At 72.5% G+C, this 22,871-nt stretch carries 12 protein-coding genes; 2 read left to right on the top strand and 10 right to left on the bottom strand.

The window, feature by feature from the left end; translation table 11 throughout:
* Nucleotides 1-81: 81 nt before the first annotated feature.
* From H299_RS0130890 to H299_RS0130880, 3 genes are all read right to left on the bottom strand, one after another.
* On the bottom strand, nt 82-1,542 hold the full coding sequence (locus H299_RS0130890; RefSeq protein WP_027751597.1) for a maltokinase N-terminal cap-like domain-containing protein: 1,461 nt from the start codon (nt 1,540-1,542) through the stop codon (nt 82-84).
* A gap of 441 nt (nt 1,543-1,983) precedes the next feature.
* On the bottom strand, nt 1,984-3,699 hold the full coding sequence (gene treS, locus H299_RS0130885) for a maltose alpha-D-glucosyltransferase (RefSeq protein WP_027751596.1): 1,716 nt from the start codon (nt 3,697-3,699) through the stop codon (nt 1,984-1,986).
* The gene (locus H299_RS0130880; protein WP_027751595.1) at nt 3,696-5,714 is read right to left on the bottom strand and encodes an alpha-1,4-glucan--maltose-1-phosphate maltosyltransferase; all 2,019 of its coding nucleotides are present in this window, start codon (nt 5,712-5,714) and stop codon (nt 3,696-3,698) included. Before H299_RS0130880 ends, treS begins: the two co-directional genes overlap by 4 nt.
* Before the next feature lie 201 nt (nt 5,715-5,915).
* Between H299_RS0130880 and glgP the strand changes: the two genes are divergently transcribed.
* Nucleotides 5,916-8,498 (top strand): alpha-glucan family phosphorylase, encoded by a 2,583-nt coding sequence (gene glgP / locus H299_RS0130875; RefSeq protein WP_027751594.1) that lies wholly within the window; start codon nt 5,916-5,918, stop codon nt 8,496-8,498.
* Between the two features lie 9 nt (nt 8,499-8,507).
* Here glgP and H299_RS0130870 read toward each other — a convergent pair whose 3' ends face one another.
* From H299_RS0130870 to glgX, 6 genes are all read right to left on the bottom strand, one after another.
* The gene (locus H299_RS0130870; protein ID WP_051263006.1) at nt 8,508-10,475 is read right to left on the bottom strand and encodes a M4 family metallopeptidase; all 1,968 of its coding nucleotides are present in this window, start codon (nt 10,473-10,475) and stop codon (nt 8,508-8,510) included.
* Nucleotides 10,476-10,866: 391 nt separating this feature from the next.
* Nucleotides 10,867-12,462: a M4 family metallopeptidase gene (locus H299_RS0130865; protein WP_027751592.1), complete on the bottom strand. Its 1,596-nt coding sequence runs from the start codon at nt 12,460-12,462 to the stop codon at nt 10,867-10,869.
* Between the two features lie 247 nt (nt 12,463-12,709).
* Entirely contained in the window at nt 12,710-14,551 is a 1,842-nt protein-coding gene (locus H299_RS0130860; protein WP_027751591.1) for an ABC transporter ATP-binding protein, read from the bottom strand.
* A 128-nt stretch (nt 14,552-14,679) separates the two neighbouring features.
* Nucleotides 14,680-16,605 carry an ABC transporter ATP-binding protein gene (locus tag H299_RS37145; RefSeq protein WP_078513171.1) on the bottom strand — a complete coding sequence of 642 codons (1,926 nt, stop codon included), beginning with the start codon at nt 16,603-16,605 and terminating at the stop codon, nt 14,680-14,682.
* A gap of 32 nt (nt 16,606-16,637) precedes the next feature.
* The gene (locus tag H299_RS0130850) at nt 16,638-17,891 is read right to left on the bottom strand and encodes an MFS transporter (protein ID WP_037761610.1); all 1,254 of its coding nucleotides are present in this window, start codon (nt 17,889-17,891) and stop codon (nt 16,638-16,640) included.
* Nucleotides 17,892-18,045: 154 nt separating this feature from the next.
* Complete coding sequence (glgX, locus tag H299_RS37140) at nt 18,046-20,238, bottom strand: glycogen debranching protein GlgX (protein ID WP_051263005.1); 2,193 nt, start codon at nt 20,236-20,238, stop codon at nt 18,046-18,048.
* 275 nt (nt 20,239-20,513) lie between these two features.
* On the opposite strand from glgX, the gene H299_RS0130840 reads away from it, so the two are divergent.
* A complete protein-coding gene (locus tag H299_RS0130840; protein ID WP_078513191.1) occupies nt 20,514-21,758 on the top strand; it encodes an Ig-like domain-containing protein in 1,245 nt (414 codons plus the stop codon).
* A gap of 55 nt (nt 21,759-21,813) precedes the next feature.
* Here H299_RS0130840 and H299_RS37135 read toward each other — a convergent pair whose 3' ends face one another.
* Complete coding sequence (locus H299_RS37135; RefSeq protein WP_486587504.1) at nt 21,814-22,824, bottom strand: CopD family protein; 1,011 nt, start codon at nt 22,822-22,824, stop codon at nt 21,814-21,816.
* Nucleotides 22,825-22,871: the final 47 nt, after the last annotated feature.

Genomic DNA, 22,871 nt, shown 5'->3' with positions numbered 1-22,871 from the left:
GGGGGCGGCCCTCCGGGCTCGGTCGGGGCGTGGCGGTGTCGGGGCGGGTCGGGGCGGGTCGGTGGCGGCGGGGCGGGCCGTTCAGGAGTCGGCAGCGGCGAGCCTGCGGACGGCGGAGAGCGGGATGGGCAGCCAGGCGGGGCGGTGGCGGGCCTCGTACAGCACCTCGTAGACGGCCTTGTCGGTCTCGAACGCGCGCAGCAGCGCGGCGTCCTCGCGCGGGTCCGTGCCGGAGACCTCCGCGTAACCGGCGCAGAACGCGGCCCGGTTGGCGGCGGCCCAGCGCTGCGTCCAGCCCTCGCCCATGCCCTGCTGGCAGGCGGCGTAGTCGAACGAGCGCAGCATGCCCGCGACGTCGCGTACGGCGGGTTGCGTGCGGCGGCGCTCCTCGAGCGGCCGGGCGGGCTCGCCCTCGAAGTCGATCAGGCTCCAGCGGCCGTCCTCGGCCCGCAGCGCCTGGCCCAGATGCAGATCGCCGTGGACGCGCTGGGCCCGCCGGGTGTGCCCGCTCCGCCCCAGTGCGCCGAGTGCGGCGAAGGCGTTCCGCAGCCCCGTACGGTGCGCGCGCAGCGCGGGCACGGCGCGCGCCGCCGACTCCAGGCGGCCGGTCATCTCCTGGGCGAGCCGCTCCAGCTGGGTGCCGGAGAGCACGGTGGTCGGCAGCGCGCCGGCCAGTCCGCCGTGCACCTCGGCCGTGGTCCGGCCCAGCGCCCTCGCCGCTGCGGTGAAGTCCTGCCGCGCGGCGAGCGCGCGCAGCGCCAGCTGCCAGCCGTCGCCGCTGCCCGCCAGGAAGGGCTGGAGCACGCCCAGGGTGAGCCGCGCGGCGTCGGGGGTGGCGCCGACCGCCTCGAACCAGGCGGTGGGCTCCGGGACCCGGTCGCACCCGGCGCGGGTGAGCGCGAGGGGCAGCTCCAGGTCGGGGTTGAGGCCCGGCCCCACCCGGCGGAAGAGCTTGAGGATGTAGGTGTGGCCGTAGACCACCGAGGAGTTGGACTGCTCGGCGTCCAGCGGCCGGGGGCGCAGCGGGCAGGCGGGGGTGGCGGGGGCGGCGCCGGGCGGACCGCTCGCGAAGCGGAGCGCGCCCAGCCGCCCCGGCGCACGCAGCCGCTCCAGCAGCAGGCCGGTCAGCCGCGCGTCGTGCAGCGCGTCGTAGACCGCGAGCCCGCACAGGGGGCCGTCCGCCGGGCGGCCGACGAGCGCGGGGGCGAGAGCGGGCGGCAGCACGGAACGGGTGCCGAGCAGCAGCTGGTAGCAGTCGTCCTCGGCACCCGGGCCGAGCCGGGCCGCGGCGCCGGGCTGCCGCGCCCGTACGAGCAGGTGCAGCAGGCCCGGCGCGCCGCCCCCGGCGGCGCGGGGCAGCAACTCCGTCGCGGCGACCGGTGCGAAGCCGGTGATCGGGTGGCCCTTCCCGGCGAACCACCGCTGCCGCGGCAGCCACTCGGCGAGCAGCGGTGCCAGCGAGCGAAGCAGCTCGGCACCGGCGTGCCCGGCGGGCGGGGGAGCGGGCGGGGCCGTCGTGAGGGGTGAGGAACTGTCCGACATGCCGTCCTTTCCCCGGGCACACGAAAGGTACGCGAAATATTCCGATATGCGTTGCGGGGCGCTCGGCGGTGCGGGATGTGTCGCCCGAGATTCCGCCGTGCGGCGTAGGGCCTCTCCGGTGGATCATTCCGGGCGCGCGGCGTCCGGCGCCGCACCTTGCCGCGTTGTCGGGGGTCACGCGGGTACGGCCCCGTACGGGGGTGGTCCTCCGCCTTGCGGGTCTGTCCGGTGCGGTGGCGGTGCGCAGTCGCCCCGCTCCGTGCGCCGCCCCGCTCCGTGCGCCGCCCCGTCCGGGGCGCCGCACCTGGGCGTGCGGTGTGCGGGGCCTGGGTGAGCGCGGGTTTCGGGTGCGTGCCGGCGCGGGTGCCGCCGCGCCTCGTACGGTGCGGCGCGGCACCGGCCGGGGCCGTGCCCCGTACGGTGCCGCCCGCCGCGAGGCGCTCAGTGCTGCCGGCGCAACCGGAACCAGTAGAAGCCGTGCCCCGCGAGCGTGAGCAGGTACGGCCACTCGCCGATCGGCGGGAACCGGACGCCGCCGATCAGCTCCACCGGCACCCGCCCGTTGTAGTCCCGCAGGTCCAACTCGGTCGGCTGCGGGAAGCGGGAGAAGTTGTTCACGCAGATCACCAGGTCGTCCGCACCTTCACCGGGCAGCGGCGCCTCCCGCAGGAAGGCGAGCACGGCCGGGTTGGACGAGGGCAGCTCCGTGTACGTGCCCAGTCCGAACGCCGGGTTCTGCTTGCGGATCTCGATCATGCGCCGCGTCCAGTGCAGCAGCGAGGACGGGCTGCTCATGGCCGCCTCGACGTTGGTGACCTGGTAGCCGTAGACGGGGTCCATGATGGCGGGCAGCGAGAGCCTCCCCGGGTCGCTGGAAGAGAATCCGGCGTTCCGGTCGGGGGTCCACTGCATCGGCGTGCGCACCGCGTCGCGGTCACCGAGCCAGATGTTGTCGCCCATGCCGATCTCGTCCCCGTAGTAGAGGATGGGCGAGCCGGGCAGCGACAGCAGCAGCGCGGTGAACAGCTCGATCTGGTTGCGGTCGTTGTCGAGCAGCGGGGCGAGCCTGCGCCGGATGCCGATGTTGGCCCGCATGCGCGGGTCCTTGGCGTACTCGGCGTACATGTAGTCGCGCTCTTCGTCGGAGACCATCTCGAGCGTGAGTTCGTCGTGGTTGCGCAGGAAGATGCCCCACTGGCAGCCGGAGGGGATGGCCGGGGTCTTGGCCAGTACCTCCGAGACCGGGTAGCGGGACTCGCGCCGCACGGCCATGAAGATGCGCGGCATCACCGGGAAGTGGAACGCCATGTGGCATTCGTCGCCGCCGCGGGCGTAGTCGCCGAAGTAGTCGACGACGTCCTCCGGCCACTGGTTGGCCTCGGCCAGCAGCACGGTGTCCGGGTAGTGGGCGTCGATCTCGGCCCGCACCCGCCGCAGGAAGGCGTGCGAGGCGGGCAGGTTCTCGCAGTTGGTGCCCTCCTCGGCGTACAGGTAGGGCACCGCGTCCAGCCGGAAGCCGTCGATGCCCAGGTCCAGCCAGAAGCGGAGGGCCGAGATCATCTCCTCCTGGACGGCGGGGTTCTCGTAGTTGAGGTCCGGCTGGTGGGAGAAGAAGCGGTGCCAGTAGTACTGCTTGCGCAGCGGGTCGAAGGTCCAGTTGGACGCCTCGGTGTCGACGAAGATGATCCGGGCGTCCGGGTAGCGCTTGTCGTCGTCGGCCCAGACGTAGTAGTCGCCGTACGGGCCGTCCGGGTCGCTGCGCGACTCCTGGAACCACGGGTGCTGGTCGCTGGTGTGGTTCATCACCATGTCGATGATGACGCGCATGCCCCGCTGGTGCGCGGAGTCCACGAACTCCACGAAGTCGGCCAGGTCGCCGAACTCGGGCAGTACCGAGGTGTAGTCGGCGACGTCGTAACCCCCGTCGCGCAGAGGGGACTTGAAGAAGGGCGGCAGCCACAGGCAGTCGACACCCAGCCATTGCAGGTAGTCGAGCCTGGAGGTGAGGCCCTTCAGGTCGCCGACGCCGTCACCGTTGCTGTCCTGGAAGGAGCGGACGAGGACTTCGTAGAAGACCGCGCGCTTGAACCAGTCCGGGTCGCGGTCCTTGGCGGGTGTGTCCTCGAACGTGTCGGGGACGGGCTCGTTGACGATCATGGATTGGGTGACCCTCCGGTCGATGGGGACGGTCGCAGGGAGAACACGTGAGCCGGCGCGGGCGCCCGGCCCGGAACCAGGCGCACATAGTTGTCCCTGCCCCAGTAGTAGGTTTCTCCGGTCAATTCATCGAGCACCGGAAAGGACTCGGCACCGCTTTCCTGCGCGGCGGTGAGGCCGAGTTCCGAGGTGTCCAACGACACCGTCGCCTCGTGGGTGTGGTGCGGATCGAGGTTGATCACGACGAGCACGCTGTCGGCGCAATGCCGTCCGCTCCGCTTCGAGTACGCCATGACGTGCTCGTTGTCGGTGCGGTGGAAGTGCACCCCGCGCAGCTGCCGCAGCGCGGGCTGTTCGCGGCGCAGCCGGTTGAGCGTGGTGATCAGCGGCACCAGGGTCTGCCCCGAGCGCTCGGCCGCCGCCCAGTCGCGGGGGCGCAGCTGGTACTTCTCCGAGTGCGCGTACTCCTCGCTGCCCGGCTCGGCCGCGTCCGACTCGCCCAGCTCGAACCCGGCGTACATGCCCCAGCTCGGCGCCATCGTCGCGGCCAGCACGGCCCGTACGGCGAACGCGGGCAGCCCGCGCCCCTGGAGGGCGGCGGGCAGGATGTCGGGCGTGTTCACGAAGAGGTTGGGCCGCAGGTACGCGGCGGACTCGCCCGCCAGCTCGCGCAGCCAGCCGGTCAGCTCCGCCTTGGTCTCGCGCCAGGCGAAGTAGGTGTACGACTGCTGGAAGCCGACCTTGGCCAGCGTGTGCAGCATCGCGGGGCGGGTGAACGCCTCGGCGAGGAAGACGACGTCCGGGTCGGAGCGGTTGATGTCGCCGATGACCTTCTCCCAGAACACCACCGGCTTGGTGTGCGGGTTGTCCACCCGGAAGATCCGTACCCCCCGGTGCATCCAGAAGCGCAGCACGCGCAGCGTCTCGCGCACGATGCCCCGGTAGTCCTCGTCGAAGGCGACGGGGTAGATGTCCTGGTACTTCTTCGGCGGGTTCTCCGCGTACGCGATCGAGCCGTCCGCCCGCCGGTGGAACCACTCCGGGTGCTCCTTGACCCAGGGGTGGTCCGGTGAGCACTGGAGCGCGAAGTCGAGTGCCACCTCCAGGTCCAGCTCGCCGGCGCGCGCCACGAAGTGGTCGAAGTCCTCGAAGGTGCCCAGGTCGGGGTGGAGCGCGTCGTGGCCGCCCGCCCACGAGCCGATGGCCCACGGCGAGCCCACGTCGTGCGTGCCCGCCGTCAGCGCGTTCCCCGGGCCCTTGCGGCAGGTGTCGCCGATGGGGTGTACCGGCGGCAGGTAGACGACGTCGAAGCCCATCGCGGCCAGCGCGGGAAGCCGCTGCGCGGCGGAGCGCAGGGTGCCGGAGACCGGCGGCTCCCCCTCCTGGACCACCGCGCCCTCGGAGCGCGGGAACATCTCGTACCAGGCGCCGTACAGCGCCCGTTCGCGCTCCACCTGGAGCGGCAGGGACGGGGAGGAGGTGACCAGTTCGCGCAGTGGGTGCCGGTCGAGCACGCCTGTGGCCGCCGGGGCCAGCGCGGCGGCCAGCCGGTCCGCCTCCGGCAGGGCGCCGTCGCGCAGCGCCGCCGCGGCGGCCAGCACGGCGGCGCGCCCGTCGCCCCGCGGCACCCCGGCGGCGGCCCGCTCGTGCAGGGCCGCGCCCTCGGCCAGGGTGAGTTCGACGTCGAGGCCCGCCGGGATCTTGATACGGGCGCACTCCCGCCAGCTGGTGACCGGATCGCTCCACGCCTCGACCGTGTACGTCCAGCGCCCTTCGGCGTCGGGGGTCACCTCCGCGCCCCACCGGTCGCTGCCGGGCGCCAGTTCGTGCATCGGAGTCCACGGGCCCGAGCGCCCGCCCGGATCGCGGAGTACGACGTTGGCCCCGACCGCCTCGTGCCCTTCACGGAAGACGGTGGCGGAGATCTCGAAGGTCTCGCCGGTCACGGCCTTGGCGGGGCGCCGACCGCAGTCGACGAGTGGATGGACGTCCAGCACGGGAATGCGACCGATCATGGGTTCACCTGACAGACGTGCGGAAGTGTGCGGGTATCCGGTCATTTGTAGTCCCTTGTCCGCTTCTCCGTACCGCGCGGGCTGCCTGGCCCGGCCCGCTTCACCCGGCTGGCGGTGCCGGTGGCCGCGGCCTCCATGCCGTCGCGGCGTCCGCCGTGTTCGGTCCACGGCCGTCGCCTGTTGGTCCGTTACCGTCGACGCGTGAAGGCAATTCGTCGCATTTCGGTCCGTCCTGTCCTGCCCGAGCCGCTTCGGCCGCTCTCCGAACTGGCGCGCAACCTGCGCTGGTCCTGGGACCCCGGTACCCGGGAACTCTTCCGCACCGCCGACCCGGCCGGCTGGGAGGCCGCCGGCGGTGACCCGGTACGGCTGCTCGGTTCCGTGCCGGCGGAGCGGCTGGCCGAGCTGGCCCGCGACCGGCGGTTCCTGCGGCGGCTCTCGGTGGTGGTACGGGACTTGCGGGACTACCTGGAGCAGCCGCGCTGGTACCAGCGCGAGGGCGCCCGGGACGCCGGGCCGCTGCCCCGCGCGATCGCCTACTTCTCCCCGGAGTTCGGCATCACCGAGGCGCTCCCGCAGTACTCCGGTGGCCTGGGCATCCTGGCGGGCGACCACCTCAAGACGGCCAGCGACCTGGGCGTGCCGATGATCGGCGTCGGACTCCTCTACCGCCGCGGGTACTTCCGCCAGGGCCTCTCCCCGGACGGCTGGCAGCTGGAGCGCTACCCGGTGCTCGACCCGCACGAGATGCCGCTGGAGCTGCTGCGCGAGCACGACGGGACCCCCGTACGGGTGGTTCTCGCGCTGCCCGGCGGGCGGTCGTTGCGCGCGCACGTGTGGCAGGCGCGGGTGGGCCGGGTGCCGCTGCTGCTGCTCGACTCCGAGGTGGAGGAGAACTCCCGCGGCGAACGCGAGGTCACCGACCGGCTGTACGGCGGCGGCAGCGAGCACCGGCTGCTCCAGGAGATGCTGCTGGGCATCGGCGGCGTACGCGCGGTGCGCGCCTACTGCCGGGTCAGCGGCCATCCGGAGCCGGAGGTCTTCCACACCAACGAGGGCCACGCCGGGTTTCTCGGCCTGGAGCGGGTGCGCGAACTGGCTGGGCTGGGGCGGGGCTTCGACGCCGCGCTGGAGACGGTGCGCGCGGGCACGGTCTTCACCACCCACACCCCCGTGCCCGCCGGGATCGACCGCTTCGACCTCGAACTGGTCGCCCGGCACTTCGGCGACGACGCCGAACTGCCGGGCATCGCCGCCGAGCAGGTGCTCCGCCTGGGCACCGAGAACTACGGCGGCGGCGAGCCGGACCGCTTCAACATGGCCGTGATGGGACTGCGCCTCGCCCAGCGGGCGAACGCGGTCAGCACGCTGCACGGCACGGTCAGCCGTGAGATGTTCGCCGGGCTGTGGCCCGGCTTCGACCCGGCCGAGGTACCCCTCACCTCGATCACCAACGGGGTGCACGCCCCCACCTGGGTGGCCCCCGAGATGCCTCGCGAGCCGGGCCGGCTGGCCGACGCCGAGCTGTGGAAGCTGCGCCGCACGCTGCGCGGCCAGCTGGTGCAGGAGGTACGCGCGCGGCTGTACGCCTCCTGGCGGCAGCGCGGCGCGGTGCGCGCCGAACTGGGCTGGATCGAGGGCGTGCTCGACCCGGACGTGCTCACCATCGGTTTCGCCCGCCGCGTCCCCTCCTACAAGCGGCTCACGCTGATGCTGCGCGACCCGGAGCGGCTGACCGGGCTGCTGCTGCACCCGGAGCGGCCGGTGCAGATCGTCGTCGCGGGCAAGGCGCACCCGGCCGACGACGGAGGCAAGCGGCTCATCCAGGATCTCGTGCGGTTCGCCGACGACCCCAGGGTGCGCCACCGGATCGTCTTCCTCCCGGACCACGGCATGGGCATGGCGCAGAAGCTCTGCCCCGGCTGCGACGTGTGGCTCAACAACCCGCTGCGGCCCCTGGAGGCGTGCGGCACCTCGGGCATGAAGGCCGCCCTGAACGGCGGTCTGAACCTCTCGGTGCGGGACGGCTGGTGGGACGAGTGGTTCGAGCCGGACTTCGGCTGGGCGGTGCCCAGCGCCGACGGCGCGGCGGCGGCCGACGAGGAGCGGCGGGACGACATCGAGGCCGCCGCGCTCTACGAACTGATCGAACGCCACGTCGCGCCGCGCTTCTACGACCGCGGCGCGACCGGCCGCGGCCTGCCCGGCCGCTGGATCGAGATGGTGCGGCAGACCCTGGAGCGGCTGGGCCCCAAGGTCGTCGCCGACCGGATGCTGCGCAGTTACGTGGAGCTGCTGTACGCGCCGGCCGCGCGGGCGCACCGGGCGATGGACGCCGCCGCGGCCGAGGAGCTGGCCGCCTGGAAGGCCCGGGTGCGGGCCCGTTGGGGCGGCGTGGCGGTGGACCACGTCGAACAGCGCGGTGCGTCCGCCGCCTCCCTGGAGCTGGGCAGCTCACTGGCGCTGCGGGTGCGTGTCGCGCTGGGCGGGCTGCGCCCGGACGAGGTGGAGGTGCAGGCGGTGGCGGGCCGGGTCGACGAGTCGGACGCGCTCGCGGCGGGGGAGACCGTACGGGTGGCGCTCAAGCCGTCCGGCGGACCGGATCTGGAGGGGCGCTGGACGTACGAGGGGCCGCTCGCGCTGGACCGCACCGGGCCGTTCGGCTACACGGTGCGGGTGCTGCCCGCCCACCGGCTGCTGGCCGGGGCGGCGGAGCTGGGGCTGACCGCCGCCCCGCCGGACGATGTGGGGCGCTCCGGTGGGGCGGCGGTGCTCATGCACTGAGCGCGAGGATCACAAAGTGAGCTTCCAGCTGTCGATGTAGCCGGTGTCGCCGCGGTAGACGTCCTTGACGCGCAGCTTCCAGGTGCCGTTGGCGACTTCGGAGGACGCGTCGGTCGTGTACGTCTCCTTGATGTCGTTGCCCGAGTCCCAGCTCGCGCCCTTGAGTGGGTAGGCGGTGCCGTCCGGGGCGACCAGGTCGATGACCAGGTCGCCGCGGTAGGTGTGCTTGATGTCGACGGTGACCTTCAGCCCGGCGGGTGCGTTGCCGCTCGCGCCGGTCACCGAGACGGGTGAGGTGACGGCCGCGCCGAAGTCCGGGATGTTGACGTTGTCGGTGTTCTCGAACTCGCCACCGCCGGGCTGGCCGGGGTCGTCCGGCCGGGCGCCGACGTTCACGGCGGCCCAGGCGTGGGCGACGCCCAGCTGCTCGGGGCTGTCCGCGCCGTAGAGTTCGCCGGCGGCCTCCAGGGTGTGGGTGCGCGCGTTGGCGAAGGTCTCGTTGGCGGTCATCTTCTCGGCCAGCGCCTTGAACCAGATCTTCTCGGCGGCGGCCCGGCCGATGCCGGTCACCGGCAGGTTGTCGTAAGTGGGGCTGTCGTACTGGACGCCGTTGATCTCCTTCTTTCCGCTGCCCTCGGAGAGCAGGTAGAAGAAGTGGTTGGCGATGCCCGAGGAGTAGTGGACGTCCACGTTGCCGGCGCCGGGGTACCAGTTGTCCAGCGAGGAGCCGTCCTTGCTGGGCTTGTCCATGTACCGCAGGGGCGCTCCGGTGCCGAAGAGGTCGATCTCCTCGCCGACCATGTAGTCGCCGATGTCCTGGGGGTTGTTCGCGTGGAACTCGACGGCGGCGGCGAAGATGTCGGAGGTGGCCTCGTTCAGGCCCCCTGACTCCCCGGAGTAGACGAGGCGGGCGGTGTTCGAGGTGACGCCGTGCGTCATCTCGTGCGCTGCGACGTCGATCGAGGTCAGGGGGTGCTGGTCGTTGCGGCCGTCGCCGTAGGTCATGCAGAAGCAGGAGTCCTGCCAGAAGGCGTTCTGGTAGGCGTTGCCGTAGTGGACGTTGCTGGTCGCGCCGACGCCGTCGTTGCGGATGCCGTTGCGGTTGTGCACGCCCTTGTAGTAGTCCCAGGTCAGGGCCGCGCCGTAGTGCGCGTCCACGCCCGCGGTCTGCACGTTGCTCGGTGAGCCGGTGCCCCAGACGTCGTCGGCGTCGGTGAGCACCTGTCCGGTGTCGGAGTTCTTGGTCTGGTGGCCGCCCCGCTGCGTGTCGTTCATCCGGTACGCGCCCGACGAGCCGGAGGTGCCCAGCTGGACGGTGCCGCTGTACTGGCTGTTGCCGGTGCCGTTGTGGACGCCCTGGTACTCGTAGAGCTTCTTGCCGGTCTTGGCGTCGGTGATGACGTGCAGTTCGTTGGGTGTGCCGTCCTTCTGCGTGCCGCCGACGACCTTCTCCCAGGCGAGGGTGGGCTTGCCGTCTGCGGCCCAGATCACCTTGCGGGGTGCCTTGCTGCCCTTGGCCTCGGCGGCCTTGGGCTTCTGCGCGGCGGGCGCCTCGGTCGTGGGCACGCTGATCTTCGCCTCGACGGCCTTGTCGACGCCGTCGACCCTGCCGTCGGGGGCCCGGTGCACGATGATCTCGGCACCGAGGACGGGCAGGCCGCGGTAGACCTGCTCGTAGCGGGTGTGGGTGGCGCCGTCGCGGTTCTTGACCACGTCCCGCACGCGCAGTTCGGCGCCGGTGCCCAGTTCGAGCGCGTCGGCGGTGGCGTCCTGCTTCTGCTCCGCCTGCTGGAGCAGGGCGGCCTTCTGCTTCGGGGTCACCTTGGCGGGAAGGGCACCGGGATTGGCCTTGGAGGTCTCCGGCGCGGCGCTGGCCGTGTTGGCCTGCACGCCGACGGCCACCATGGCTGCGGTGGCGAGGAGCGCTCCGGCGGCTCTGGCGCGCCTGTTGGCACGTCTGGGGGAGGTGGGTCTCACGCGTAACTCCTTCTCTGCTCGGCCGCGCGGGGGGCGCGCGGCCGCGTGGGGATGCCGGTCGGCGGTGGTTCGCCGGCCGGCCCTGTACGGCAGATCAGTTGGAGCGGTGCTGCGTGTGGGGGGAGGGCGGTACGGCGGGGCGGGATGGGGCGGTGGAGGCCGCGGCGCCGACCGGGAGTCAGCGTGCCACTGCGGACCGTACATGTCAGGGCCGCGACAAGAGTTTGGCTGAAACCTGTTCGCTGTCCAGAGTTCGACGTCCGGCTATCGGAAGGACGCCGCCCCGCCCGGGGCCGTGTGACCTCGGACGGGGCGGCGTCGCGCGGGTTGCTGGGCTGTCGTGGTGCGGTCCCGCGGTGGTGTCGTGTTCCGGTGCTTTGGTGCTTTGGTGCTACGAGACGTTCACGGCGGTCCAGGCGGCCTCGACCGTCTTGACCTCCTCGCTGTCCGCGCCGTAGAGACCGGTGGCCGCTGCGACCGTGGCCCGGCGGGCGTCGGCGTAGTCGGTGGTGGAGGTCATCTCCTCGGTCAGCGCCTTGAACCAGATCTGCTCGGCCTTCTCGATGCCGATGCCCTCGACGGTGGAGCCGTCGGCCGTCGGCGAGTTGTACTGCACGCCGTTCACCTCGCGCTCGCCGCTGCCCACCGACAGCAGGAAGAAGAAGTGGTTGGCGATGCCCGAGGAGTAGTGGACGTCCACGTCACCCGCGTCGGGGGACCAGAAGTCCAGCGAGGAGCCGTCCTTGCTCGGCTGGTCCATGTAGCGCAGCGGGGTGCCGTCGCCGCGGATGTCGATCTTCTCGCCGACCAGGTAATCGCCGACGTCCTCGGGGTTGTCCGCGCTGAACTCGACGGCGGCGGCGAAGATGTCGGAGGTCGCCTCGTTCAGCCCGCCGGACTCGCCCTGGTACTCCAGGCCGGCGGTGTGGGAGGTGACGCCGTGCGTCATCTCGTGCGCCGCTACGTCGATCGAGGTCAGCGGGTGCTCGTTGTTCGCCCCGTCGCCGTAGGTCATGCAGAAGCAGGAGTCCTGCCAGAAGGCGTTGACGTAGTTGTCGCCGTAGTGGACGTTGCTGGTCGCGCCCTCGCCGTCGCCCTTGATGCCGTCCCGCTTGTGCACGCTCTTGTAGTAGTCCCAGGTGAGGGCGGCGCCGTAGTGCGCGTCCACGCCCGCCGTCTGGCGGTCGGCCGCGGTGCCGTCGCCCCACGCGTCGTCCTCGTCGGTGAAGAGGTCGCCGCCGCTCTGCCCGCCGCCGAGGTCGTACGTCTCGTGGCCGCCGCGTTCGCCGTCGGTCAGCGTGAAGGAGCCCGACGAGCCGGAGGTGCCCAGCTGGACGGTGCCGCTGTACTGGCTGTTGCCGGTGCCGTTGTGGACGCCCTGGTACTCGTAGAGCTTCTTGCCGGTCTTGGCGTCGGTGATGACGTGCAGTTCGTTGGGTGTGCCGTCCTTCTGCGTGCCGCCGACGACGTTCTCCCAGGCGAGGGTGGGCTTGCCGTCTGCGGCCCAGATCACCTTGCGGGGTGCCTTGCTGCCCTTGGCCTCGGCGGCCTTGGGCTTCTGCGCGGCGGGCGCCTCGGTCGTGGGCACGCTGATCTTCGCCTTGGTCGCCTTGGTGACCCGCTCGGTGGCACCGGACTCGGCGCGGTGGACGACCAGGTCGCCGCCGAGGACCGGAAGGCCGTCGTAGGTGCGCTCGTAGCGGGTGTGGGTGGTGCCGTCCTGGTTCTTGACGACGTCCCGGACCTCCAGCCCCTCCTTCGCGCCGAGACCCAGTTCGCGCGCGGTCCTCGCCTTGGCGGCCTCGGTGCCGGCCGACTTGACCAACTGGGTGTGCTGGGCGGCGGACAGCGGCGCGGGCGCCCCGTCCGGGGCGGCGGTGTCCGTCGCCGGGGAGGCGTCCGCAGTGCCCGCGGTGACGCCTGCCGCGACCAGGGCGGCCGTGGCGGCGAGCGCGGATATGCGGTGCTTCCTGCTGATGCTTCTCACTCGGTCTCTCCTCTGCCGTGGGGGGCCGGAGCGTTCGTGGGGAACGGGGTCTCCGGACAGAACTGAGGTGCGTGTGACGTGCGTTTGTGTGTGTGGTCGCTGCATCGGAAGACTGCCACTTAGGGCGCGTACATGTCATCAGTGCGAGGGAAGTCGGGCCACCTTGGCCGGAAATCGTTACGCGATCACCGGATAGCGGGCAGCCGGTCACTCGGTCAGCCGGTCAGCCGGTCAGCCGGGCAGCCGGTCAGACCAGGGAATCCCGCCACGCCCGGTGCAGCCGGGCGAAGCCGCCCGTGCCCGCGATGAGTTCGGCCGGAGGGCCGTCCTCCACGATCCGTCCGCCCGACATCACCAGCACCCGGTCGGCGATGTCCACCGTGGAGAGCCGGTGCGCGATGACCACTGCCGTACGCCCGCGCAGCACCGTGTCCATGGCCCGCTGCACGGCCCGTTCGCCGGGGATGTCCAGCGAGGAGGTCGCCTCGTCCAGGATGAGCACGGCGGGATCGGCCAGCAGCGCGCGGGCGAAGGCGACCAGTTGGCGCTGCCCGGCGGAGATCCGGCCGCCGCGCTTGCGCACGTCCGTGTCGTACCCCTCGGGCAGCGCCGCGATGAATGCGTGCGCCCCGATGGCCCGCGCGGCCTCCTCGATCTGTGCGCGCGTCGCGTCGGGGCGGCCGATCGCGATGTTCTCCGCGACGGTGCCGGAGAAGAGGAACGCCTCCTGGGTGACCATCACCACCGCCCCGCGCAGCGTGCAGGTGTCCAGTTCGCGCAGGTCGGTGCCGTCGAGCAGCACCCGGCCCTCGCTCGGATCGTAGAACCGCGCCAGCAGCTTGGCCAGCGTCGACTTGCCCGCCCCCGTCGCGCCGACCACCGCCACCGTCTCCCCGGCGGCCAGGGTGAGTCCGAAGCGCGGCAGTACCTCCGCGCCCGTGCGGTAGGTGAAGCGCACCGAGTCGAACACCACCTCGCGCCCCTGGCTGCCCGGCTTCCGCTCCGGCAGCGGCTTGGGCTCGGCGGGCTCCGGCACCGACGGGCGCTGGGAGAGGAGACCGGCGATCTTCTCCAGCGAAGCGGCGGCCGACTGGAGGCTGTTGAGGAACATCGCCAGCCGGTCGATGGGCTCGTAGAGCCGCCGCAGGTACAGCGCGGCGGCGGCCAGCACCCCCAGCGCCAGCTCGCCCGAGGCCACCCGGTACGAGCCCCACAGCACGATCGCGGCGACCGCGGTGTTCGCCGTCAGCCGGGACCCCACGACGTAGCGGGCCATCTCCAGGATCGCGTCGCCGTTCTTCCGCCGGTGGTGGTCGTTCAGCTTCCGGAACGCCTCGTCGTTGGCCACCTCGCGCCGGAAGCTCTGCACCGGGCGGATGCCGTTCATGGTCTCCGCGAACTTCACGATCACGGCGGCGATCGCGGTGGAGCGGCTGCGGTAGAGGCGCATCGACCGGCGCTGGAAGGTGCGCACCAGCAGGGCGAGCGGCAGGAAGGAGAGCAGCGCGGCGGCGCCCATGGCCAGGTCCAGCCAGAGCAGCAGCGCACCGATGTAGGCGACCGAGAGGACGACGGTCAGCAGCTCCTGGAGCCCCTCGTCCAGCAGTTCGCGCAGCGCCTCGACGTCGGTGGTGGAGCGGGAGATCAGGCGGCCGGAGGTGTAGCGGTCGTGGAAGTCGACGCTGAGGTCCTGCGCGTGGCGGTAGATCCTGCCGCGCAGGGCGAGCAGCACCGTCTGGTTGACCCGGGCGGCCGTCCTGATGAAGCCGTAGTGCAGCATGCCCGCGGTGAGCGCGCAGAGCAGGTATCCCACGGCGACGGCGATCAGCGGGCCGTACCGGTCCCCCTCGCGCAGGGCGGGCACGGCGTGGTCGATCGCGTACGCCACCAGCAGCGGGCCCGTCTGGACGGCCGCCTGCTGGAGCAGCAGCTGGATGGCGGCGGCGGTGACGTGGCGGCGGTGCGGGCGCAGCAGCGAGGCGAGCAGCCGGCGGGACGCGCCGGGGGGTGCGGGGAGCACGTCCCGGTCGAACGGGTCCTCGGCGGGCCGGCCCGCCGGGGCGGGTTCCACAACCGGGGCGGGTTCCACAACCGGCGTGGGCTCCGTACCCGGTGTGGGCTCCGCGCCCGGGGCGGGGCTCGGCGGCGGCACCTCCGCGGGTGCCGCTCCGGCCGGCTCCGGCCGGGGCTCCGGCTGCTGGCCGTCCACCGTCGTGGTCACCGTGCGCTCCTCTCCCGCTCGTCCGGCTGTGCTTCCCGCCCTCGCGCGGCGTCCGGCCGCCGGTTCTGGTCACCGGACATCAGCGCGGCGTACTCCGCGTGTTCGCGCAGCAGTTGGTGGTGTGTGCCCACCGCCGCGACCCGACCGCCGGAGAGCAGCGCCACCCGGTCGGCGAGCAGCACCGTGGACGGCCGGTGCGCGACGACCAGCGCCGTGGTGGCCGCCAGCACCTCGCGCAGCGCCGCCTCGACGGCCGCTTCCGTGTGCACGTCCAGCGCGGAGAGCGGATCGTCGAGCACCAGGAAGCGGGGCGAGCCGACGACGGCACGGGCCAGCGCGAGCCGCTGCCGCTGTCCGCCCGACAGCGAAAGGCCCTGCTCGCCCACCTCGGTGGCGGCGCCGTGCGGCAGGGCGGCGACGAAGCCGTCCGCCTGGGCGACGCGCAGCGCGCGGGCCACGTCTGCCTCCCCGGCGTCCCCCGCGCCCATCAGGACGTTCTCGCGCACGCTCGCGGAGAAGAGGGTCGGCTCCTCGAAGGCCACCGCGACCAGCGACCGCAGCTCCTGCCGGGACATCGCGCTGATGTCGGCGCCGTCGAGGGTGATGCGGCCCGAGGACAGCTCGTGCAGCCGGGGGATGAGGGCGGTCAGCGTCGTCTTGCCGCTGCCGGTCGCGCCGACGAGTGCCATCGTCTCGCCCGGCCGGATGTGCAGGTCGAGGGCGTCCAGGGTGGGGGCGGAGCCGGGCGGGGCGTCCGGGTAGCGGAAGGTGACACCCGAGAACCGCAGCCCTGCGCGACCGCCGTCGCCCGACGGCCCGGTGGGCGACCGGGCCGGAGCGCTCCCGTGGGCGGCCGGGGGGTCCGAGGGCAGCGGGGTGTCCAGCACCTCGAAGTAGCGGTCGGTCGCCGTCGCCGCCTCGTTGCTCATCGCCAGCAGGAAGCCCAGCGACTCCACCGGCCAGCGCAGCGCCAGCGCCGTGGACAGGAAGGCGACCAGGGTGCCCGCCGAAAGGGTGCCGTCCGCCACCTGCACCGTGCCCAGCACCAGCGCGGCGCCGATGGCGATCTCCGGCAGCGCCATGATCACGCCCATCACCCCGGCCAGCATCCGCGCCTTGCGCAGCTCCGTGCCCAGCAGCCGCCGGGAGAGGGCGCGGAAGGCGTCCGCCTGGCTGCGGTGCCGCCCGAACCCCTTGATGATGCGGACCCCGAGCACCGCCTCCTCTATGACCGTGGTCAGGTCGCCGAGCTGGTCCTGCGCCTTGCGGCCGGCGAGGGAGTAGCGCACCTGGAAGAGCGAGCACAGCACCGCCAGCGGCACCAGCGGGGTGAGGATCACCAGCCCCAGCGTCCACTCCTGGACCAGCATGATGGCGCAACCGGCCACGATCGTCGTGCCGTTGACCACCAGGAAGGTCAGGGGGAAGGCGAGGAAGAGGCGCAGCAGCTGGAGATCGGTGGTCGCCCGGGACAGCAGCTGGCCGCTGGACCAGCGGTCGTGGAAGGCGACCGGGAGACGCTGGAGGTGCCCGTACAGGTCCGCGCGCAGAGCGGCCTCGACCCCGGCGAGCGGGCGGGCCACCAGCCAGCGCCGCAGCCCGAAGAGCAGCGCCTCCAGCACGCCCACGCCCAGCAGCAGCGCGCCGCCCAGCCACACTCCGCCGGTGTCGCCTTCGGCCACCGGGCCGTCGACGATCCACTTCAGCACCAGCGGGATGACCAGGCTCAGGCAGGACGCCACGACGGCGACGACGGCCGCGCCGAACAGCCGGGCGCGCACCGGCCGGACGTACGGCCACAGGCGCAGCAGCGAGCGCACGGCGGAGCGGTCGGCGCCGGGGGTGCCGGTGCCGGGAGCGGCGGAGGCGTCATCGGTGTCGGCGTCAGCGGTGTCGGTGCCCTTGGCGGTGGTGGGAGTCATCAGGGGTGAGATTACGGTTCGCCACTGACATCTCACACTCGGTTTTCTGCCCTCCGAAGGTTCCTGATCGCGGGCACGGCCAGCAGCGAGGAGCAGATGACGATCGACATCATCCCGCTCGCCACCAGCACGTTGCGCCCGCCGAACAGCGCGGCCGCCGGGCCCGCGAGCGCCTGTCCGACGGGCAGCATCGCCACCGACCCGGCGACCTCGTAGGCGTGGATGCGGCTCAGTACGGGGCGCGGGATCTGGGTCTGCACGCTCGTCGCCCACATCACGCCCCAGAAGGCGGTGCCCGCGCCGGACACCGCCGTGCAGGCCATGATCACGCCGAGCGGAAGCTGGAGTCCGACCGAGGCCGGGTAGAGCGCGTAGGCGAAGAGGGCCAGCGACCCCGCGCGCAGCAGCCGGGCCGGGCGGGCCCGGATGGCGAGCAGCCCGCCGCACACTGTGCCCGCGCCGAGCGACGAACTGATCAGGCCGAACGCCCCCGGACCGTCGGCCGGGATGATCTCGCTCGCGACGAGCGGCACCAGGGGGCCGGTGATCGTGATCATCTGGATCATCCAGATGAGGATCACCGCCCACATCCAGGTGCGGGCGCGGAACTCCCGCCAGCCCTCGGCGAGATCGGCGCGGTAGGAGGTGCGGCCCGCCTTCGCCGCGCCGTCGGCCTTCGCGTCGTCACCCTTCGCGTCGGCCGTCCGCGCAGCCCCGCCCGCCCCGGGCCGGGCGGGCAGCCGCAGGAGCAGCAGGCACACCGCGCTGAGCGCGTACGTCGTCGCGTGTGCCGCGAAGACACCGCCCGAGGAGGCGAGCGCGACGAAGACGCCCGCGAGGGCCGGTCCGGTCAGCATGGCCACCGACTCGCCGGTGCGGATGGCGCCGTTGGCGCTCTGCACGTCCCGCGCCACGCGGGTCACGGTGCTGGCCACGCCGGGCTGGAACGTACCGGCGGCGATGCCGTTCACCGCGCCGATCACGCAGATCTGCCACAGCACCACGTGCCCGCTGAAGAAGAGACCGGCGGCCAGGCCCTGGGTGCCCACCCGCACCACGTCCGCGCCCACCATCAGCAGGCGGGTGTTCATCCGGTCGGCGAAGACGCCGCCGAAGATGACGAAGCCGGCGAAGCAGACGGAGAAGGAGGCCATCGCGTAGCCGATGGCGCCCGCGCCGTGTCCGTGTTCGAGCAGGCCCGCCGAGAGGGCGACGGGCAGCATCGCGTCGCCCAGCATCGCGACGGTGCGGGCGGTGAAGAAGAGGAGGAAGGGGCGGGACCACAGGCGCGCGGACGGCGTGGGCGCCACGGACCCGGCGGCGGACGGGGCGGGGTCGGACGGGCCGGAGCCGGCGGGTGGGGCGGCCCCGGAGCCGGCGGTCCTGGGTGCGGTCACGAGCGCTCAGTCTGGTGTTCGATCAGCCCTCGCGTCCAGTCGTTTACGGCTGTGCGCGCAGCAGCTGAACAGATCGTTCCGCAAGCGCCGTCTTCGTCCCGGCCCGGTGCACCGTTCCCGGCGCACGCCGCTGGTCCTCGCGTGAGGTGTCCACCAGCAGTTCGTAGCGCTCCCCCCAGGGCGGGCCCGGCAGCGGGAAGCGGACCGGCTCGGCGCCGGCGTGCAGCAGGCACAGGAAGCTGTCGTCCGTCACCGGCACCCCGCACGCGTCGCGCTGCGGGATCTCCTGCCCGGAGAGGTACATCCCCAGCGTCGTCCCGGGCGCGAACCAGTCCTCTTCCGTCATCTCCCGCCCGTCCCCGGTGAACCACGCCAGGTCCCGCAGCCCCTCGGGCCCGTGCGCGCGCCCGGAGAAGAACGCCTTGCGCCGCAGCACCGGATGGCCGCGGCGCAGCCGCAGCAACCGGGAGACCAGCGAGGCCAGCGAGCTCCACTCCGGATCGTCCGCGAGGGACCAGTCGACCCAGCTGAGCGGGTTGTCCTGGCAGTACGCGTTGTTGTTGCCCTGCTGGGTGCGCCCCATCTCGTCGCCCGCCACCAGCATCGGCACCCCGGTGGACAGCAGCAGCGTGGCGAGCATGCTGCGCAGCCGGCGGCGGCGCAGGGCGGTGACGTCCGGGTCGGTCGTCTCGCCCTCCGCGCCGCAGTTCCAGGAGCGGTTGTCCTGGGTGCCGTCCCGGTTGTCCTCGCCGTTGGCGCCGTTGCGCTTGTGCTCGTAGGTCACCAGGTCGCGCAGGGTGAATCCGTCGTGCGCGGTGATGAAGTTGACCGAGGCGTACGGCCGCCGGCCGCCCCAGGCGTAGAGGTCGCTGGAGCCGGACAGCCGGTAGCCCAGGTCCCGCAAGTCGGGCACCGCACCGCGCCAGAAGTCGCGCACGGTGTCGCGGTAGCGGTCGTTCCACTCCGTCCACAGGGGCGGGAAGGAGCCGACCTGGTAGCCGCCGCTGCCCACGTCCCAGGGCTCGGCGATCAGTTTCACGCGGCGCAGCACCGGGTCCTGGGCGATGACGGCCAGGAACGGCGACAGCATGTCGACGTCGTGCATGGAGCGGGCCAGAGCCGCGGCGAGGTCGAAGCGGAAGCCGTCGACGCCCATCTCCTGGACCCAGTAGCGCAGCGAGTCGGTGAGCAGCCGGAGGGTCTGCGGCTGGACGACGTCCAGGGTGTTGCCGCAGCCGGTGTAGTCCGCGTAGCGGCGGGGGTCGCCTTCGGCGGGACGGTAGTACCCGAGGTTGTCGATGCCGCGCAGGGAGAGCGTCGGGCCGCGCTCGCCCGCCTCCGCCGTGTGGTTGTAGACGACGTCGAGGATCACCTCGATGCCCGCGCCGTGCAGCGCCCGCACCATCCGCTTGAACTCGCCCACCTGCTGCCCGCGGGTGCCGGAGGCGGAGTAGGCGGCGTGCGGGGCGAAGTAGCCGACGGAGTTGTAGCCCCAGTAGTTGCGCAGCCCGCGCCGCAGCAGATGGTCCTCATGGGCGAACTGGTGCACGGGCAGCAGCTCCACCGCCGTCACCCCCAGCCCGGTCAGATGGTCGAGCGCGGCCGGGTGCGCGAGCCCGGCGTACGTGCCGCGCAGCGGTTCGGGGATGCCGGGGTGCAGCTTGGTGAAGCCGCGCACGTGCAGTTCGTAGAGGACGGAGTCCGGCCACGGCGTCTTGGGCCTGCGGTCGTCGTCCCAGCTGTCCCGGTCGTCCACCACGACGCCCTTGGGCACGTACGGCGCCGAGTCGCGCTCGTCCCGCACGGTGTCGGCGAGGTCCTGCTGCGGCCAGTCGCGCACATGGCCGTACACCTCGGCGGGCAGCCGGTAGCCGCCGTCCACGGCGCGGGCGTACGGGTCCAGCAGCAGCTTCGCCGGGTTCCAGCGGGCGCCCGCACGGGGGTCCCAGCGGCCGTGCACGCGGTAGCCGTAGCGGTGGCCGGGGCGTACGCCGGGGACGAAGCCGTGCCAGATCTGCTGGGTCAGCTCGGTCAGCCGGCAGCGTGTCTCCCGCCCCTCGTCGTCGAACAGGCACAGCTCGACGCCTTCGGCCGCGCCGGCCCACAGGGCGAAGTTGGTGCCCTCGACGCCGTGCGGGCCGACGTGGTGGCGGGCGCCCAGCGGCTGCGGGCTGCCTGGCCACACGGTGCCCTCGGGCAGCGCCGGGGGGAGCGCGCTCTGGGGTGGGTGGGACACGTGCCGCCTCCTGCTGCTGTTCGCGGTGTCGGGTTCTGTGCGAGGGAGCCTTTCCCCCGCCGTCGTCCGCTCTCACGGTCCGTGGCCGAAATTCGCGCCGTGGAGCCCGGACGGGGCAGGAAGAAGGGCGTGCCGAGTGGCCGAAAACTGCGACTGAACAGTGACAAACACAGTGGCGACGTTGATACAGCCGTGTGGTTTTCTGTGGCAGATCGGGGGCGCACGCCGGGTGCGCGGTACGTGCGAGGGGAGAGGCTTTCGTGGATCTGAAGGCCATGTGGAACGCAGGCGCGACACGTGCGGGGGGCAGGGGCCGGATAGTCGGCGGATCGGCGGCCGCGTTCGTGATCCTGCTGGCCGTCATGTTGTTGATGGTCGCCTCCTGCGGCGATGGGGGCGACTCGGCGGCGGGGGGAGCACCTCAGGAGAAGCGGGAAGTGCCCAAGGGGCCGTCCGAGGCGGTCGTGACCATCGCGCCGAAGGACGGCGCCGACGACGTCGCCACCACCGGCGCGCTCAAGGTGACGGCGGCCAAGGGGAAGCTGACCAAGGTCACGGTCAAGAACGCCGAGGGCGACCGGATACCGGGCAGGATCGTCAAGAAGGGCACGGCCTGGCAGCCGGACAGCCATCTGATGACCAAGACGGAGTACTCGGTGGACGCGATCGCCGAGGACCCGGAGGGGCGCACCTCCGCCGAGCACAGCAGCTTCACCACCATCGTCCCCAACGACACCTTCATCGGCTACTACACGCCGGACGACGGTGACAAGGTCGGCGTCGGCATGCCGGTGTCCATCCGCTTCAACCGGCCCATCGCGGACCGGGAGGGCGTGGAGAAGGCCGTCACGGTCAAGGCCGACCCGAAGGTCGAGATCGAGGGCCACTGGTTCGGCAACGACCGGATCGACTTCCGCCCCGAGAAGTACTGGAAGGCGGGCACCAAGGTCACCCTCGACCTCAACCTCAACGGGGTGGAGGGCGCCAACGGGGTCTACGGCACCCAGAAGAAGATCGTGAAGTTCACCGTCGGACGGGCCCAGGTCAGCGTCGTGGACGCGAAGAAGAAGACGATGACCGTGCTGCGCGACGGCAAGAAGATCAAGACCGTGCCGATCAGCGCCGGAGCCCCGGCCACCTCGACGTACAACGGCAAGATGGTCATCAGCGAGAAGCACGAGGTGACCCGGATGAACGGCGACACGGTCGGCTTCGGCGGCGAGTACGACATCGAGGACGTGCCGCACGCCATGCGCCTGTCCACCTCCGGCACCTTCATCCACGGCAACTACTGGGCCGGCAAGTCCACCTTCGGCTCGGCGAACACCAGCCACGGCTGCGTCGGCCTCTTCGACGCGCGCGGCGGCGGCGACCGGAGCACGCCAGGGGCGTGGTTCTACCGCAACTCGCTCGTGGGCGACGTGGTCGAGGTGAAGAACTCCAAGGACGAGACGATCCAGCCCGACAACGGGTTCAGCGGCTGGAACATGGACTGGGAGGAGTGGACCGCCGCGCAGTGACGCGGCGTACGGGGCGCGCCGGGTGGGTGCACGGCGGGCGGCGGCGTACGGGGCGTCAGCGGGGCAGCGGGACCACGGTCAGCACGGCGGAGACCACCACGATCCCGGCCAGGGCCACCGATTCGGCGCTGGCCGGGCGCGCCGTGCCCTCCAGGTCGCGGCGCCGGTGCAGCCGTCGCCGGGCGCCCAGGGCCAGGGCGCTGACCGCCGCGAACAGCGCGAGCTTCGCGAGCAGCGTCCGCCCGTACGCGGTGTCCAGGACGGCGTCCAGGGGCATCCGCCGCAGGGTGCTGAGCGTGCCGGTGACCGCGACCGCCGCGAAGGCGCAGGCGGCCAGCTTGGTGTAGCGGCCCCACAGCGCCCGTACGGCGGTGGGCCGGTGCCGCCACAGCCGCGCCGTACGCAGGACGTAGGCCAGGCCGCCCGCCCACAGGCAGGCTGCCGTCAGATGGACGAAGGTGAGCAGCGCGCCGTAGAGCGGGCTGTCCGGCTCGGGGTGCGCGCGCAGCGCCTCGGCCAGCACGACCATGGCCAGCGGCAGGGGCGCCCAGCCGTACCGCCGGGTGCCGAAGCAGAGCGCGGCGAGCAGGAATCCGTTCGCCGCCAGATGGGCCAGGCCGCCGGTGCGGGTGCCGTACACCTCGACGAGGTCCGCGCTGCCGGACGCGGTCGCCAGTGAGCCGCCGCTGTCGAGCAGCAGCAGTTGCCCCTCGGCGGAGACTGCTCCCACGATCGCCGCTGCCGTGGCCCAACTGCGCGGCAGGCCGTGCGTCAGCCGGGTGTCCTTCGCCGTCCCGGCGGCGGAGCGGGCCATCCTGGCGACGGCCAGTTCGCCCAGCAGCAGCGCCAGCGAGACCACGAGCGCGGACCGCAGGAGCGCGGAGGTGCCGGTCGCGGGCGAGCGCAGCTCGTTCGTCCCGAGGGTGGCGAGGGTGGCGCCGGTGAGCGCGAGGAGCACGGCGGCCAGGACGAGGCCGCCCGTCAGGGCGGCACGGCGGAGCGAGCGGGGCCGGGCGTGGTGGGTGCGGGGGACGGGTCTGTCGGGGGCGGCGTGGTCGGAAAGCATCACAAGGCGATCATCTCTGTGCGTTCGCGGTGCAAGGGGGGATATGG

This window comes from Streptomyces sp. CNH287, assembly GCF_000424825.1.
Note: the sequence above shows the minus strand (reverse complement) of the source record. Positions and strands in the feature narration are given on the sequence as shown.